Annotated in this window: 17 protein-coding genes; 8 read left to right on the top strand and 9 right to left on the bottom strand. The window is 64.0% G+C overall.

The features are described 5' to 3' along the window. The first annotated feature begins 41 nt into the window (after positions 1-41). Both gmd and ACHMW7_RS07990 read left to right on the top strand, forming a co-directional pair. Positions 42-1133, top strand: a complete 1092-nt coding sequence (gene gmd, locus ACHMW7_RS07995) for a GDP-mannose 4,6-dehydratase (protein ID WP_395449743.1) — start codon at positions 42-44, stop codon at positions 1131-1133. Beyond that, positions 1126-2070: a GDP-L-fucose synthase family protein gene (locus ACHMW7_RS07990; protein WP_395449742.1), complete on the top strand. Its 945-nt coding sequence runs from the start codon at positions 1126-1128 to the stop codon at positions 2068-2070. Before gmd ends, ACHMW7_RS07990 begins: the two co-directional genes overlap by 8 nt. Positions 2071-2128: 58 nt before the next feature. Here ACHMW7_RS07990 and ACHMW7_RS07985 read toward each other — a convergent pair whose 3' ends face one another. Next, positions 2129-2590, bottom strand: coding sequence for a L,D-transpeptidase (locus tag ACHMW7_RS07985; protein ID WP_395449741.1), 462 nt, complete (start codon positions 2588-2590; stop codon positions 2129-2131). Between the two features lie 402 nt (positions 2591-2992). On the opposite strand from ACHMW7_RS07985, the gene ACHMW7_RS07980 reads away from it, so the two are divergent. Together ACHMW7_RS07980 and ACHMW7_RS07975 are read left to right on the top strand one after the other, a co-directional pair. Beyond that, a complete protein-coding gene (locus tag ACHMW7_RS07980; RefSeq protein ID WP_395449740.1) occupies positions 2993-3307 on the top strand; it encodes a hypothetical protein in 315 nt (104 codons plus the stop codon). Between the two features lie 58 nt (positions 3308-3365). Next, positions 3366-3530 carry a hypothetical protein gene (locus ACHMW7_RS07975; protein ID WP_395449739.1) on the top strand — a complete coding sequence of 55 codons (165 nt, stop codon included), beginning with the start codon at positions 3366-3368 and terminating at the stop codon, positions 3528-3530. Positions 3531-3552: 22 nt separating this feature from the next. On the opposite strand, the gene ACHMW7_RS07970 is transcribed toward ACHMW7_RS07975, so the two are convergent. Beyond that, positions 3553-4275 (bottom strand): response regulator transcription factor, encoded by a 723-nt coding sequence (locus tag ACHMW7_RS07970; protein WP_395449738.1) that lies wholly within the window; start codon positions 4273-4275, stop codon positions 3553-3555. Positions 4276-4474: 199 nt separating this feature from the next. Here ACHMW7_RS07970 and ACHMW7_RS07965 point away from each other — a divergent pair, with 199 nt between their 5' ends. Together ACHMW7_RS07965 and ACHMW7_RS07960 are read left to right on the top strand one after the other, a co-directional pair. Next, positions 4475-5254, top strand: a complete 780-nt coding sequence (locus ACHMW7_RS07965; protein WP_395449737.1) for a response regulator — start codon at positions 4475-4477, stop codon at positions 5252-5254. 128 nt (positions 5255-5382) lie between these two features. Further along, on the top strand, positions 5383-7467 hold the full coding sequence (locus ACHMW7_RS07960) for a PAS domain S-box protein (RefSeq protein WP_395449736.1): 2085 nt from the start codon (positions 5383-5385) through the stop codon (positions 7465-7467). 18 nt (positions 7468-7485) lie between these two features. On the opposite strand, the gene ACHMW7_RS07955 is transcribed toward ACHMW7_RS07960, so the two are convergent. From ACHMW7_RS07955 to ACHMW7_RS07935, 5 genes are all read right to left on the bottom strand, one after another. Next, complete coding sequence (locus ACHMW7_RS07955) at positions 7486-8259, bottom strand: glucose 1-dehydrogenase (RefSeq protein ID WP_395449735.1); 774 nt, start codon at positions 8257-8259, stop codon at positions 7486-7488. Between the two features lie 188 nt (positions 8260-8447). Beyond that, positions 8448-8858, bottom strand: coding sequence for a hypothetical protein (locus ACHMW7_RS07950; RefSeq protein WP_395449734.1), 411 nt, complete (start codon positions 8856-8858; stop codon positions 8448-8450). Positions 8859-9183: 325 nt separating this feature from the next. Beyond that, on the bottom strand, positions 9184-9483 hold the full coding sequence (locus ACHMW7_RS07945; RefSeq protein ID WP_395449733.1) for a GNAT family N-acetyltransferase: 300 nt from the start codon (positions 9481-9483) through the stop codon (positions 9184-9186). Between the two features lie 2 nt (positions 9484-9485). Continuing rightward, complete coding sequence (locus tag ACHMW7_RS07940) at positions 9486-10106, bottom strand: alpha/beta hydrolase (RefSeq protein ID WP_395449732.1); 621 nt, start codon at positions 10104-10106, stop codon at positions 9486-9488. A gap of 10 nt (positions 10107-10116) precedes the next feature. Beyond that, the gene (locus ACHMW7_RS07935) at positions 10117-11049 is read right to left on the bottom strand and encodes a VOC family protein (protein ID WP_395449731.1); all 933 of its coding nucleotides are present in this window, start codon (positions 11047-11049) and stop codon (positions 10117-10119) included. A 228-nt stretch (positions 11050-11277) separates the two neighbouring features. Between ACHMW7_RS07935 and ACHMW7_RS07930 the strand changes: the two genes are divergently transcribed. Beyond that, positions 11278-12834, top strand: a complete 1557-nt coding sequence (locus ACHMW7_RS07930; RefSeq protein ID WP_395449730.1) for an alkaline phosphatase family protein — start codon at positions 11278-11280, stop codon at positions 12832-12834. A 171-nt stretch (positions 12835-13005) separates the two neighbouring features. Here ACHMW7_RS07930 and ACHMW7_RS07925 read toward each other — a convergent pair whose 3' ends face one another. Both ACHMW7_RS07925 and ACHMW7_RS07920 read right to left on the bottom strand, forming a co-directional pair. Then, positions 13006-13956 carry a PRC-barrel domain-containing protein gene (locus ACHMW7_RS07925; RefSeq protein WP_395449729.1) on the bottom strand — a complete coding sequence of 317 codons (951 nt, stop codon included), beginning with the start codon at positions 13954-13956 and terminating at the stop codon, positions 13006-13008. A gap of 210 nt (positions 13957-14166) precedes the next feature. Further along, positions 14167-14337: a hypothetical protein gene (locus ACHMW7_RS07920; protein ID WP_395449728.1), complete on the bottom strand. Its 171-nt coding sequence runs from the start codon at positions 14335-14337 to the stop codon at positions 14167-14169. A 125-nt stretch (positions 14338-14462) separates the two neighbouring features. Here ACHMW7_RS07920 and ACHMW7_RS07915 point away from each other — a divergent pair, with 125 nt between their 5' ends. Next, positions 14463-15908, top strand: a complete 1446-nt coding sequence (locus ACHMW7_RS07915; protein ID WP_395449727.1) for a sensor histidine kinase — start codon at positions 14463-14465, stop codon at positions 15906-15908. Positions 15909-15920: the final 12 nt, after the last annotated feature.

The raw sequence follows: 15920 nt of genomic DNA, 5'->3' as shown, positions 1-15920 counted from the left end.
TCTCTAGGGTGCGCCGCACGTAAAGAACCAAGGAATCGGCAATGTCGAAGGAACTGAAATCAGCGCCGGCAAAGAACGGCAAGGTGGCGCTGATCACCGGCGTGACCGGGCAGGACGGCGCCTATCTCGCCGAGATCCTGATATCGAAGGGGTACGTCGTCCACGGCATCAAGCGCCGCTCGTCATCCTTCAACACCGGCCGCATCGAACACCTCTACGAGGACCCGCATGTCGCCGACCCCAGGCTGATCCTGCATCATGGCGACCTCACCGACGCCACCAATCTGATCCGCATCGTGCAGGAAACGCAGCCCGACGAGATCTACAATCTCGGCGCCCAATCGCATGTCCAGGTCAGCTTCGAAACGCCTGAATACACCGCCAATTCCGACGCGCTCGGGCCGCTCCGGCTGCTGGAGGCGATCCGCCTGCTCGGCCTCGTCGGCAAGACCCGTTTCTACCAGGCTTCGACGTCGGAGCTTTATGGCAACATCCCCGCGCCGCAGCACGAGACCTCGGGCTTTGCGCCACGCTCGCCTTATGCGGCCGCCAAACTCTACGCCTACTGGATCGTCGCCAACTACCGCGAGGCCTATGGCATCCACGCCTCCAATGGCATCCTGTTCAACCACGAGAGCCCGCTGCGCGGCGAAACCTTCGTCACCCGCAAGATCAGCCGCGCCGTGGCGGCGATCGAGGCCGGCACCCAGGACCGGCTCTATCTCGGCAATCTCGATGCCCGCCGCGACTGGGGCCATGCCCGCGACTACGCGCTCGGCATGTGGATGATGCTGCAGCAGGACAAGCCCGACGACTATGTGCTCGCCACCGGCGAGGCCCACAAGATCCGCACCTTTGTCGAAAAGGCCTTCGCCGAGATCGGCATCACCATCGAATGGCGTGGTCACGGCCTGGAGGAAACCGGCGTCGACGCCGCCACCGGCCGCGTGCTGGTCGAAATCGACCCGCGCTATTTCCGCCCGACCGAGGTCGACTATCTGCTCGGCGACCCGGCAAAGGCGCGTGCTGCGCTCGGCTGGCATCACCAGACCAGCTTCGACCAGCTGGTGGCCGAAATGGTGCGCGAGGACCGCCGCGCGCTGGCGCAAAGCAGTGGGCGCACCAATGGCTGACATGCTCTATCCGCTCGCCGGCAAGCGCGTCTGGGTCGCCGGCCATCGCGGCATGGTCGGTGCTGCCCTGGTGCGCCGTTTGGCGCAGGAAGATTGCGAAATCATCACCGCCGGCCGCGACACCGTCGATCTGACCCGGCAGGCCGAGGTCGAGGCCTGGCTGGGCGAAACCCGCCCGCAGGCCGTTTTGCTGGCGGCGGCCAAGGTCGGCGGCATCCTCGCCAACGCCACCTACCCTGCCGCGTTCCTCTATGAGAACCTGGCGATCGAGACCAACATCATCCACGCCGCGCATCTGGTCGGCGTCGAAAAGCTGCTGTTTCTCGGCTCGAGCTGCATCTATCCGAAATTCGCGGCCCAGCCGATATCAGAGGATTCGCTGCTCACCGGCGCGCTCGAACCGACCAACGAATGGTACGCCATCGCCAAGATCGCCGGGCTCAAGCTCGCTGAGGCCTACCGCAAGCAGCACGGCGTCGACTTCATCTCGGCGATGCCGACAAACCTCTACGGCCCCGGCGACAATTTCGACCTGACCTCGAGCCACGTCCTGCCGGCGCTGATCCGCAAGGCGCATGAGGCCAAGCTGTCTGGTGCGGCCGAGCTGACGATCTGGGGCAGCGGCACGCCGCGGCGTGAGTTCCTGCATGTCGACGATGCCGCCGACGCGCTGGTTTTCCTGCTCAAATCCTATTCCGGCGACCAGCACGTCAATGTCGGTTCCGGCACTGACGTGACCATCCTCGAACTGGCCGAGACGGTGGCACGTGTTGTTGGCTTTACGGGCCGCATCGTCCTCGACACCTCCAAGCCGGATGGCACGCCGCGCAAGCTGATGAGCGGCGACAAGCTCGCCCGCCTTGGCTGGCAGCCGCGCATCGAACTCGAAAGTGGCATCCGCGCGACCTACGACTGGTTCGTCAACAACAAGCTCTAGTCAAAACGGCAAGCGCCAGCCCTGGCTGGCGCGCGCCTATTTGACGATCTGGATACGTCTACTTGACGATCTGGATGCTGGTGTTGGACGGGCCGTAGGCCTGGACCAGCTGGTAGAAGTCGGCGGCGTTGTCGGGGTGCAGGCGCACGCAGCCATGCGACGCCGGCCGGCCGAGGCGGCTGATATGATTGGTCGCATGCACCGCGTAGCCGCCGTTGAAGAACACCGAATGCGGCATCGGTGCGTTGTCGTATTTCTTCGAGTACCACATCTCGTGCAGGCGCGTCGGCTTATAGGAGCCTTTGGGCGTGACATAGCCACGGCCCGCCGTCGACACCTTCCACACGAAGGCCGAACGGCCATCGATGATCACATGCATGCGTTGCTCGCTGATCGACACCCGGGCCACGATCTTGCTCGCCGCAAAGGCGCTGCCCTGGCCCGCCGCCAGCAGCAGTGCGGCGCCAGTCATGGCAATGGCGGCGATGTTGATCAGTCGCTTCTTCAGTTCGGAATTCATGACGTCCCCCTTGAGCCGGTCGCACCGGCTGTAAAAAAATGCATTTCGGAATGGACATCTTTTGCCAGCTTCGTGTTTCCGGCGAATTTCGTTTATCTATTCTTTGTGTTTCATATTCGTTTCCAAATTGGTGAATTTGGTTTCGCTGCCACCCCGCATCTCCAGGCTTGCAGCCGCCCCGGTGCGACGCGAATTGACCTGAAACAGCACCTCCAGGCAGCCGCTCCTTTATGAATCCTCGGCCTGCCGGCCCGTTATGCCGCTGAAAGCACAGCGCAAGCGCCTGCCGGTCTCGCAACCTGGTTGAAACATTCGGAAGCACGAAAGGCCATCCGGCGGCATCTTCCCGATACAGCCGCCCGGCACATTCAGCCGCGACGAAACGAACGTTGCGAAGGTTGGATGAGCGCGAAACGGTTGGCTGCAAGATGGTTCCTGCGGGTGGGCGTCGCTACGGCGATTCTGTCGGGAATCGGCTTTCTGGCCAATCCGGGCAACGCCATGGCAGCTGAATTGCCGCCGGTGCAGGACATGGCGCCGGTGGCCTCCGCCGCCACCTTCTTCGCAGCAGCCTTGTTCGTCGCAACTCTGCACATCGGCCGGGTCCATGGGCGTGGGTGCCTGGCCTGGGTGAGCAGAACCTCGCGCGTCACTCGCAGCGAGGACAGGATACCCGCGCCGTCCACGGCAGGTCAGGCGGCGCGGGTATCTCGGTAGCCAATATTGGCAAACGGTTTTGATTGAACCCCCTGAAACGGAAACGGGGCCTACGACGATGAAGAGACAATTCGCAGCATCGGTGCTTTCGGCACTGCTTTATGCCCAGGGGCTGCTCGGCTTCGCAGGCGTGGCGAGCGTGCTCCTCAAGGACAGGGCCCATGCCGAAGAGATGGCAGTTGTCGAGATGGCCGCACCGGCCGTCGCCACGCTGGCACGCTGAAACGTTGGTCGCTGGAGCGACATCAGCCCTGGTTTTCGGTTGGAGTTCTGCCGGCCTCCTGGCCGGCTGTCTTAGTTGGCGGATCGAAGCGATAACCCGATCCACGGATCGTCGTGATGCTTTCGGTGTCGAGCTTGCGGCGCAGGCGCACGATGCGCGAGTCGATCGAGCGGTCGAAGGCATCGGCACTTTCAGCCGGCGCGGCCGCCATGATGTCGTCGCGCGTCAGCACGCGCCTGGGCTGCGACAGGAACAGCTTCAGCAAGGCGATCTGGCCGGGCGACAGTTGCTCCTCCTCGCCGGTGCTGTGCATCACCAGCGCCGAGCGCAGGTCGACGGTCGAATTCTCCAGCACCACCAATTCCTGCGTGCCGCGTCCCCGGCGCGTGAGAAGGCCGCCGATGCGCGCGGCGAGCTCCCTTACGTTGAGAGGGCTCTCGACGACATCGGCGGCGCCAAGTTCCAGCGCCAGCACCTTGTCGACAAGTTCGCCCGGACGGCAGATCAGCACGAAGTCGGGACGGCCCTCGCCGCCAAAGCGGCGCAGCAGGTCGCGGCCCTCGGCCGGCGTCAACCCGTCTCCCACCACCACAACGTCGATTCCGGTGGCCGACAGCAGCGACTCGGCTTCCCACAGCCGCTTGGCCGTGCGCACGTCGTGGCCGCGCCGGTCGAGATGATCGGCCAGGTCGGAGGCAACGACCTCCGCGATGGCGACAAGTGCTACGACCGATCTTCCAGCCACGTTCCACCCCGCAACATCAGCCTCAGCGCAACCATTGCCTGCCGTGGCGGCCGCGTCGGCGCCTACAGGGGCAAGAAGATGCCGCGAGACGCACTCGGCCGGGGATGGGTCCCCAGTCCGCGCTATCCGAAGCCTCTTCCGCCCCTAACGAGGCACAACACCGTTAGCAACTGCCCACGCCAAATGATCACTGGACATCATGTTTATACCCAATCTACTTTCCGCCGGTAGCGGAGGCGAGACCAAACTGCGCGCTCGGATTGTCATCGTCGAAGATGAGCCCGACCTGAGGGACGCCGTCGCCGAGTATCTCGGCGCGAACGGCTTCGATGTGACCGCAGTCGAAAGCGCTGCTGCCCTGCGCGCGCTGCTCGAGACCGAACAATTCCAGCTTGCCATTCTCGACATCGCCATGCCCGGCGAAGACGGGCTGTCGCTCGGCCGCTGGCTGCGCTCGCGCATGCCGATCGGCATCATCTACGCCACCGCCGCAGGCACCGCACTCGACCGCATCGTCGGCCTCGAGATCGGCGCCGACGACTACATGGTCAAGCCTTACGAGCTGCGCGAACTTCTGGCGCGCGTGCGCTCGGTCATCCGCCGTGTGCCGCAGCCCGAAAGCTACAGGCAGTCTTTGCTTGCCGCCCAGCCGCCGCGCCGCACCATCGCCTTCGGCCCGTTCCAGGCCGACCTCGACGGCCGCCTGGTCACCGGCGGCAGCGGCGCCATCATCGACCTTGCCAAGAGCGAATTCGACATGCTCGAGGTTTTCCTGACGCGGCCCAATAGGTTGCTCAGCCGCACCACCATCTCCGAGGCCATCGGCTTTGCCGAAGACCCCGAATCCTCGCGCGCCGTCGACATCCGCATCATGCGGCTGAGGAAGAAGATCGAAGACGATCCGGCGAACCCGAAATTTCTGCGCACCGTGCGCGGGGAAGGCTATATCTTCTCCTTGCCCGGCAGCGAAGGCTACTAGCGCATCGGCCCGAAAATCGGAGCCGATTTTCGGAAAGCACGATGCGCAGAATCAGAAACTAGAGCGTCTTTTGTGCGTCCGATCGGACGCACAGCGCTCTAAAGCCTCCGGCCCCGCCAGGAACCGCGATGACCTTGTTGACCGTCTCACGCACCGACAACCCGTCGGGCACGCCGAGCCCCACCATCGTGGCCGGGCAGATCGTGCGCCGGCTGCGCGCCGCCCAGGACTGGCAGATCGAGATCGATCATATCCTGGAGAGCTTTGCGCGCGGCTTCGGCGGCCATCGCACCATCCTGTTTCGGCTGCGCGACGTGCCCGGCCAGGGTTTCGCGCAGTCGATCTCGGCCTACTGGGTCGATCCGAAGATCGAGGCCATTGCCGCACCGCCAACGACCATCAACCAGACGCTCGTCGATTCCGACCCGCTGCTCGAACGCCTTGCCGAGGAAGGCCGCCAGGGCAAGATCTTCACCGGCCTGACACGCGACCTGACCGGCTTCCTGCGCACCGATTTCGAAAAGCAGCACATCAAGTCGTTCCTGTCGGTGTCGGTCTCGGCGCATGGCCATCTCTGGGGCACGCTGGCGGTCAATGACTGCCTGGTCGAGCGTCACTGGAACGACGACGAGATCGCCGCGCTCGAAATCATCGCCGCAGCCCTCGGCGACGCCATCGAGCGCTCGCTGTCGGAATATCATGTCAGCGAGATCATCCGCCGCACCATGCTGCAGGCCTCGCTCGACGCCATCATGGTCGTCGACGAGACCGGCTCGATCATCGAATTCAACCCGGCGGCCGAAAAGATGTTCGGCTGGAGCCGCGACGAGATCCTCGGCAAGGACCTGCTCGATACGGTGATCCCCAGCTATTATCGCAAGGGTTACAACAACGGCGCCGAGTACCTGGCCGGGCGCGGCTCGCCGATGGTCGGCCATAGGCTCGAGACCGTGACCCAGAATGCGACCGGCGAGATCATCCCGATCGAACTCACCGCCAACGAGATGCGGCTTGCCGACCGGCGCCTTGTCCTCGGCTCGATCCGCGACCTCAGGGAAAAGCACCGCGCCGAAGAAGAGATCAACCGCCAGCGCGAAAAGCTGCACCAGAACGAAAAGATGGCGGCGATGGGCTCGCTGCTTGCCGGCGTCTCGCACGAGCTCAACAACCCGCTCGCCGTGGTCGTGGCCCAGTCGACGCTGCTGCACGAATTCGCCCCCGACCCCCAGACCAAGATTCGCGCCGAAAAGGTACGCGCCGCCGCCGAGCGTTGCGGCCGTATCGTCAAGAGCTTCCTCGGCATGGTCCGGCTGCACCCGACCTCGCGGGCCGAGACCGACCTCAACCAGGTCATTCGTGCAGCACTTGAGGTCACTGCCTACGGCGCCCGCTCCAGCGGCATCAGCATCGACACCGATTTTGCCTCGGGCACGCTGAGCGTGATGGCCGACGCCGACCATATGACCCAGGTGGCGGCCAACTTCCTGGTCAACAGCCAGCATGCGCTGGCTGCCGCGCCCGGCGATCGCAACATCCGTGTCAGGACCTTCCGCAATGCCGACGGCAGCGCCGGCTTTTCGGTCGAAGATTCCGGCCCCGGCATTGCCGAGGCGATCCGCGACCGCATATTCGAATCCTATTTCACCACCAAGCCGGTCGGCGTCGGCACCGGCATCGGCCTGTCGATCTCGAAAGCCATCGTCGACCGCCACAACGGCAAGGTCTGGTTTGAGCCGGTCAAGCCGTGCGGCGCACGCTTTGTCGTCGAACTGCCGCCGATGGGCGTCGGCCACAGCGCAGTATTGGAAACCGTTCCAAAGTCGAGCGGGCTGCGCCATGCCGTCATCATCGACGACGAGCCTGATGTCGCGGCCTCGCTGGCCGATATCCTTGAACTGATGGGCGTCAAGTCGCGCATCGTTGCGACCTGGGATTCGGTCGCAGAGGCGCTGGCTGGCCAGCCCGACATCATCTTTTCCGACCTGCGCATGCCGGACCGCAGCGGCATCACCATCTTCCGCGAGATCGTCGCGACACAGCCCGACATGGCCCCACGTTTCGTGCTCGTCACCGGCGACCTGATCGGCGCCAAGGCCGAGCTCGAGCAGCTGCCGCCCAACCTCAAGCCGCATATACTGGAAAAGCCGTTCAGCACCTTCGATGTGCGCAGCGCGCTCAGCGCGGTCAGCGAACAGGTCGCCGACAGCGCCTGACCTCATGCGGCGACAGCGTCACTGGGCGGTGTAGCCACCGTCGATGACCAGTTCCGTCCCGGTCACGAAGCTCGATTCATCCGAGGCGAGATAGAGCACGCCATAGGCGACATCGTCAGGTTCGCCGACCCGGCCAAGCGGTGTCAGCTCGACAGCCTTGTTGCCCGCGCCGCTCTCGGCAAGTTTGTCGAGCGCCCCAGACGACATCGGCGTGCGGATCCAGCCCGGGCAGATCGAGTTGACGCGGATGCCGTAGCGCTCCTTGGCGCAATGCAGCGCCGCCGACTTGCTGAACAGCTTGACCCCGCCCTTGCTCGCGACATAGGCGGCTGTCGAAGGGCTGCCGACGATGCCCATCGTCGACGAGAAGTTGATGATCGACCCGCCCTTGCCGGTCTTTCGCATCGCCCCGATGCCATATTTGGTGCCGAGGAACACACCTTCCATGTTGACCGCCATCACCTGGCGCCAGTCGTCGAGGCTGAGCTCTTCGACGCTGCCGAAGGGAGCGCCGACGCCGGCGTTGTTGACCAGGATGTGCAGCCCGCCAAACGCTTCGAGCGTCTGCGCCATGACACCCTGCCAGCCGGCTTCCGAAGTCACGTCATGTTCGGCATAGAGGCTGCGCCCACCCGCGATCCGGATGGCTTCGGCGACCTGGCGGCCTTTGTCGGCCTGCAGGTCGCTGACGACCACCGCAGCGCCCTGGCGCGCCAGCAGCTTGGCGCCCGCTTCCCCCATGCCCGATGCGGCACCGGTGACGATCGCAACCTTTCCTTCGACGCGGCCCATCGCTGATCCCCTCGCTTGAGGAACCCATGATCGCGCGATGACCACCGCCACTGCATCGTCCTGAGGGACTAACACCACGCTTGCCCCGGAACAAAAAAAGCCCCCGCAGCCGAAGCCACGGGGGAGGTACGCGCTGGAGGATCTGTGTGCAGGCGCGGGGATAGGGCCGCGTCCGGAATGCCCGAACGCTAGAAGATGTTGGGTGTGGTGCGGACCGGCTCGGCGCTGGCGATCAGCCTGACCTTGCGTGCTTCACGCATGCCGGTTTCCTTGGCGATGGTCTCGACGCAGATCTCGCTTTCCGCGCCCCAGGCCTGCCCACGGCAGGCGATCTCGGTCTCGGACAGCGGCAGCCTGTCGGTCTTGGCCGTCGTGTGCGCACCGTCGATCACCCGCGGCATCGAACCCATCGAGGCAAAGGCCGGGCCGCTGGTCGGGGCCAGCACCATCGATGACAGCGAGGCAATCACGAAAACCGAAAACATCGCCATCGGGTGCTCGTTGGCACGCTGGCGGATGGCAAGGCGCGGACGGCGATAGATGTGCGAGCGCGGCTGGAACTTGTGGTCGAACTCGGAAAGCTGGGTGGAACCGGACATTGGGCAGCTCTTTTCGTTAAATTTCATTCCCCTGTTGATATGAATGTAACCGCGCTTTGTAACGCGCCGATGCTGATCAGCGACATCTAATGCAACAACCGGTAAACCTCATAAACAGTCAGCATTTCTGTCCAATCGGTCACAATCAGTCGCCATATCAGTCATTTCGACTGACAAGCTGTACCATTCCGAGAAAGCGCCAAAACCGCCTTTGTAACAGCCTGCCTGACTTTCAGGCACATGCGAAAATAACGAAAGGCCGATGCAGTCGCCTGCACCGGCCTAGCGGATGGGGCCGGGCGATGCCCGGCGTCGGTGTTTGAGCCTAGCCGTTCAGGACGTCGGCCCATTCGGGATGGCGGCGGAATTGCGCCGCCGCAAACGGGCACAGCGGGATGATCTTCTTGCCCGCGGCGCGTGCGTCTTCGACCGCCCGCGTCACCAGCCTGAGGCCCGCACCCTGGCCACGGAAGGCATCGGGCACTTCGGTATGGTCGATGATGAACAGCTGTTCGCTGACATTGCTGTAGGTCATCTCGGCCTCGGCGCCGCCGGCACCTCGGATGACATAGCGCCCCTTGCTGCCGCGGTCCTCACGCTCGATCGCCGCCAGTTCTTCAGTCATTGTTACCGCTCCTTTGTCACGGTGGCGAAAAGGCGCTTCACCGCATCGATTTCGTTAGGCCTCACTTCGTGACCACCTTCATGCCATTCAAGACTGACATCGGCACCGACTTGCCGCAAATTGGCGTCGAGCCGGTTCGTCAGTTCGGGCGGACAGATCGGATCGCGCCGACCAGCGGTGATCAACACATGCCGGCCAGCAAGGCTGCCCTTCACCTCTGGCGCGAACGGGATCAGCGGGTGCATCAGCGCCACCGCGTTGAACAATTCAGCTTCGGCAAACAGCACCGAGGCGAGGATGTTGGCGCCATTGGAATAGCCGAGCGCCAGAACCTGCGACGGCCTTGCCGCCTCGACATGCGCCTTGACGAAACCGGCCATCTTGTCGGTCGCTCTTGCAAGATCGTCCATGTCATAGACGCCCTCGCCGGTGCGGCGGAAGAAGCGTGCCGCGCCCATTTCAGAGACATCGCCGCGCGGCGACACCACAGTCGCGCCAGGCACCAGCTCCTGGGCAAAGCCCAGAAGCTGGTTTTCGTCACCGCCGGTGCCGTGGAAAGCCAAGACCAGCGGGCTGTCAGCTTTCCCAGGCAGCAGCTTATGAATGTAGCTATCCTTGCTCATCGGTCCCTCCTCAGTCGCCCAGCGGCTGCAGGCTGTTTTCGAGATAGTCGCGCAGATGCGCGTGCTGCGCCGGCAGCTTCAGCGCCTCACCGAGATGGGCGGTGTCTTCGTCGCGGTCGAAGCCGGGCTCGTTGGTCGCGACCTCGAACAGCACGCCGCCTGGGGTGCGGAAGTAGATCGCCCAGAAATAGTCGCGGTCGATGACCGGCGTCACCTGGTAACCCGTCTCCATCAGCGCCTTGCGCACTTCGAGCTGCTTGGCCCGGTTCTCCACCGCAAAGGCGATGTGGTGCACCGATCCTGCGCCCATGCCGGCAAAGGATGCACCCGGCAGCGTCTCGATGTCGATGAAGTCGGCACCATTGCCGTCCTTCACCGCCAGCCGCTTGATGTTTCCAGACGTGTCGACCGTGTCATAGCCCATGAACTTCAAAAGCTCTTCGGTCGCACCGCCGTCGCGCAACCTGAGCGTCGCCGAGTGGAAACCGCGGATCGCCTCGTCATTGGCGACGCCACCCTTGACCCAGGGCGCACGCTTGTCGCCCCTGGCTTCGACCAGGGCGAAACCGTCGCCGTCGGGACCGGCAAAGCTCAGGCGCTTTTCGCCGAACTGCTCGTCACGGGCGAGCCCGCTCACGCCCTGTTCGGCAAAGCGCTTTTCCCAGAACGGCAATGTGCCCTCGGGCACGGAGAACACCGTGGTGCCGACCTCGCCGACGCCCGGACGGCCCTGGCCGATATTGGGGAACGGAAAGTAAGTCATGACCGAACCCGGCGTGCCGAGCTCGTCGGCGTAATAGAGATGGTAAACGTCGGGCGCGTCGAAATTGACCGTCTTCTTGACCCGGCGCAGGCCGAGCTTGTGGGTGAAAAACCGGTTGTTCTCAGCCGCGTCCCTGGCCATCGAGGTGACGTGGTGCAGACCCTTGATCTGGTCGAGCATGATCTTGCTCCCTTTCTTGCTGCGGCCCCTGCCGCGCTGTTGCGATGAATATGGTCGCATTGGCGGAAGCGGCAAAGTGAGCAGGCACAGAATGCACTGTCGCCGATAGGTGAACAATAAATGTTGCGGCGTTCACAGATTCTGGCATGAGCCGCGCTGGCACAATGGCGCTTGCACGCGCCGATGAATCCGGCTTCCTTGGCCGCGATTTCAGATTTGGGGGCGAGCTTGGCAGGCACCGGCAGACGGCAGAACATTCTTCTCATCACCTGCGACCAGTGGCGCGGCGACAGCCTTTCGGCGGTCGGCCACCCCGAGGTGAAGACGCCCAATTCCGACGCGCTCGCGCAGGAAGGCGTATTGTTCGCCCGCCACTATGCCGGGGCAGCACCTTGCTCGCCGGCGCGCGCCTGCCTCTATACCGGCCTCTACCAGATGAACAACCGTGTCTGCCGCAATGGCACGCCGCTCGACGACAGGCACGACAACATCGCCCGTGCTGCGCGGCGTGTCGGCTACGACCCGACATTGTTCGGCTACACCGACGTCTCGCCCGACCCGCGCAACCGCGCGCCGGGCGATCCGTTCCTGCGCACCTATGAAGGTGTGCTGCCCGGTTTCACCACGCGGCAGCTTCTGCCCGAACACCAGAAGGGCTGGCTGTCCTGGCTCGCCGCGCGCGGTATCGATTCGAGCCCCGGCTTCCCCGATATCCACCGGCCGGGGAATGCCGATGCGCCGGAGGTCGGCAACGCGATTCCTGTCTATTCGAAGGACGAAACCCCTGCCGCCTTCCTCACCGGCGAATTCCTGCGCTGGCTTAGCGAACAGGATGAAGGCGAGCCATGGTTCGCCCATGTCTCTTTCCTCAGCCCGCACCCGCCCTTCATCGTGCCCGAACCGTTCAACACCATGTACGATCCGGCGGACGGCCCGGCCTATGCCCGCGCAGCCACCCTCGAGGCGGAAAAGGCAAGCCACCCCTTCCTCGCCTACCATCTTGAGCATCACCAGAATAAGTCGAGTTTCATCCCAGGCGCTCCCGGCAAGGTCGGCGACTGGAACGAGGACGCGTTCCGCAAGATCCGCGCGCTTTATTACGGCATGATCTCGGAGGTCGATTCCCAGCTCGGCCGCATCTGGCAAGGCATCAAGGCAGCGGGTGTGTGGGACGACACCATCGTCATCCTGACCTCAGACCACGCCGAGATGATGGGTGACCATTTCATGCTCGGCAAAGGCGGCTGGTTCGACGGCAGCTATCACATTCCGCTGATCGTCAAGGCGCCGGGCCACGAGCAGGCGGCAGGCAGCATCGTCGAGCGCTTCACCGCCGCCGTCGACATCATGCCGACCGTGCTCGACCTCATCGGCGGGGCCGCACAACCGCATCTCGACGGCCAGTCGCTGAAACCCTTCCTCGATGGCGGCGAGCCGACGACCTGGCGCGATGCCGCGCATTGGGAATACGACTTCCGCTCCGTCGCTGACGGCACCACCGAAGCCTATTTCGGCACCGGCTCGCGCGCGCTCAACCTGTCGGTGATCCGCACCGAGGCGGTCAAATACGTCCATTTCGGCGGTGGCCTGCCGCCTTTGCTTTACGACCTCGTCAACGATCCCGGCGAAACACGCAATCTGGCCAATGAGCCGGAATGGCTGGCGGTGCGGCTCGAATTTGCGGAGAAGCTGCTCGGCTGGCGCGCCCGGCATCTCGACCAGTCGCTGGCCCTGTCGGAGCTCGCCGTGTCAGGTCCCACCGGCCATTTCCTGCGCCTGCCCTAGAGCAATTCCAGGAAAGTGCGCAGCGGTTTTCCCTAGGAACTGCGCAAGACAATAAGACAGAGTGCTTGCGCGCCTCGCAGAGGAGCGCAAGCACTCTGACACGCAAAGAAAAGGCCCGCGCCGAAGCGCGGGCCTTGTCTCCTCGATACCGCTCTATGCAGGCCGCCGCATCTACTGCGTGATGATCAGGCGCTGTTCGTCGCGCTTGGCAGCCCAGCTGCCGGCATCATAGGCCGGCTGGCCTTCCAACTGCTGCTTGGTGAAGGTCGTGTAGAGATACTTCTTGCCATCGGCATCGGCCATGAAAGCAAGGTTGTCGCTACCGACGGCGACCTTCTTTTCGCCGACGCCGAGGAAGCCGCCAACGTCGATGACATAAGCATCGATCTTGCCGTCGGCGGTCATCAGGATGTCGCCGATCTCACCGATATTGGTGTCATCAGCGCCGTAGACGGTGGTGCCCATCAACTCCTCGGCGCGCAGATCGGCAGCCGGCAGTTCCTTCAGCGTCGACTTGTCGATCGCCGCCGTCTTGGTCTCGTCGGTCGTCGCCGCATCAGGCGTCGCGGGTGCCAGGGCGGACTCTTCCGTTGCAGGAGGCGTCGCCTCAGGCGTTGCTGGAGGAACCGGAGCCTGTGCCGTCTGGTCGGTGGCAGGTGCCGCCGGATCCGTCGCCGCTACAGGAGCCGGTGCCGGGTCATAGGCGCGGCGGTCGAAATCGGGCAGTGCCTGCAGCTGCTCCTTGGTCGCGGCCGTCACCAGCCAGCGATCGCCGTTCTTCTCGGCCCAGTCGAAGTCCTTGAACGGCATGGCGACATTCTTTTCGCCGAGCCCGAGGAAGCCGCCGACGCCGATGATCAGCTGGTCGGCGGTGCCATCAGCCGAAAGCACGATGTCGTTGACGTCGCCGATGTTCTCGGCGTTGTCGGCGGTGCCATTGTAGACCTTCTCGCCAATGATGTTGGCGGCAAGGAAACCATCGGCATGCGGGATCACTTCGGGCGTTGCCGGAGCGGCCTGGGTCGGTGCGGGCGCAGGAGCCGGCGCGGTGGTGTCCTGGGCATATGCGCCGGTCGCAAGCAGGGCTGTAATGGCGGTCGTGGCCAAAAGGTTGCGGATCATGATATTCTCTCCTCGTGCGTGTTTTCATGCATGCCGCGCCTCGACCAGTCTTTTGCGGGAAGGGTCCGGCGCGGCCCCTTTACGGGTTCACAACGTCGTGACCCGGTCATGGTTCCGAATTTTTGCGAGGCGTATTTCGGCACGTGCCTGGCTCGGAACCGTCGCTCGCATTTCGGCAAGCAATCAAAAATCGCCTTTCCGTAAGGGCACTTAGCCCGGAGCGGCGGTGGTCTGGTTGGCGTTCTGGTCGATCATCTCGCCATAGAATTCAGCAGCCCCCCATGCCGCCATTGCCAGCATCAACGCCGCCAGAAGCACCAGCAGGACATGGCGACCGCGCGTCCCCTGACGCGCATTTCGGGCTGGAATGATCCTGGTCATCTCTGCTCTCCCATCTGGTTCCAAGCAGGGCTAACGACAGCGTCACGGCATGGTTCCCAATTTCGACCAAGGCTTTCCAAGCGTGCCGCACCCGTCTAGTTTCCCCTCCCAAGAGGGATGGCCGAGTGCAGGACGACAGAACCAAGGCAGTCAACATCGCCGAAGACAGCGACAACGCTGCGCACAGGCCTGGGCCGCACGACGCCGATTTCGACAGGCTGGCAAGCCTTGCTGCAACGCTGATGGCAGCACCTGCGGCCCTGCTCACCCTCACCGACGCGGAGGGGAAACAAGTCATCCAGGCGCATGTTGGAACGTCTCTAGCGCAGGCCGCGGAGGCGCTCGGCCTGGCAGAACGGTTCCTGGCCAACGACCCGGCCGAAGCGCGCAATCGTTCATTGCTCTTGCATGCCGGTGCACCGATCGTCGCGTCCGGCCGCACCGTCGGCGCCTTGCTGGTTCTCGACGGCGGAGAACGCCCCGCCCCGGATCTGAACAAACTCGCGCAGTTGCAGGACGTCGCGGCCCTTGCCGGCAGCCTGATTGTCCTGCGCGACCGCTCGCAAGCCGGCGCGCGCGCCGAGGCGGCCCTGGTGCATGCCGAAACCCGCCGCGCGATCGCGCTTGAAGCCGCTGCCCTTGCCAGCTGGGTCTGGGATCCGCAAACCGGGGTCGTCGAATGCGACACGCTGTTGCCCGAACTGTTCAACATGCCGCCGGCAGCGAGGATGCGAGCGCGCGACATCGTCGTCGCCATCGATCGCCGCGACATCGGCAAGACGCGGAAGATCTTCCAGGAAGCGCTCGAGGGCAGCGACGATTATTCCGGCGAATACCGCATCCGCGGCTTCGATCCGCCGCGCTGGCTCGCCGCCCGTGGCCGCGTCGTCGAGCGTGATGCCGATGGCCGTCCGACGCTGGTCTTCGGCGTCAATTACGACATATCGGAGCGCCACAGTGGCGAGGAGCGCCAGCGCCTTTTGCTGCGCGAGATCAACCATCGGGTCAAGAACACGCTCGCCACCGTTCAGGCGCTGGCCACCCAGACGGTGCGCCATGCACGCGAGCCGCGCGAGTTCCTCGACGCCTTCAGTCAGCGCCTGCGCGCACTCGGCCTCGCCCACGGGCTCTTGTCGGAATATGAATGGCGCGGCATCGGCATCCGCGATCTCGCGCGGCTGGAGCTCTCGCCGTTCGACGACGCCGAGTCCCCGCGTATTTCGATGTCAGGCCCGGATGCGCTGCTGACCCCTGATCAAACGCTGGGCCTGGCGCTGATCCTGCATGAACTGGCCAGCAATGCGCTGAAATATGGTGCCCTTTCAGTGTCGGCCGGCAAGGTTGCCGTGTCGTGGACCGTGAGGGCCACCACAGGCGACAAACAGCTCGAGCTGGAATGGATCGAAAGTGGCGGACCGAAGGTCAGCCCGCCCACCCATCACGGTTTCGGCTCGATCCTTATCCGCCGCAGCCTCGCCAAGGTTATCTCAAGCGAGGTGACCCACGAATTTCCGCCTGACGGCGTGCGCGCTCACATTTCGATGCCATTAGGCGAAACCGCCGAAGCCTGAACAGCCGCAGGC

The organism is Aminobacter sp. UC22_36, assembly GCF_044056035.1.
Lineage (GTDB): Bacteria > Pseudomonadota > Alphaproteobacteria > Rhizobiales > Rhizobiaceae > Aminobacter.
Note: the sequence above shows the minus strand (reverse complement) of the source record. Positions and strands in the feature narration are given on the sequence as shown.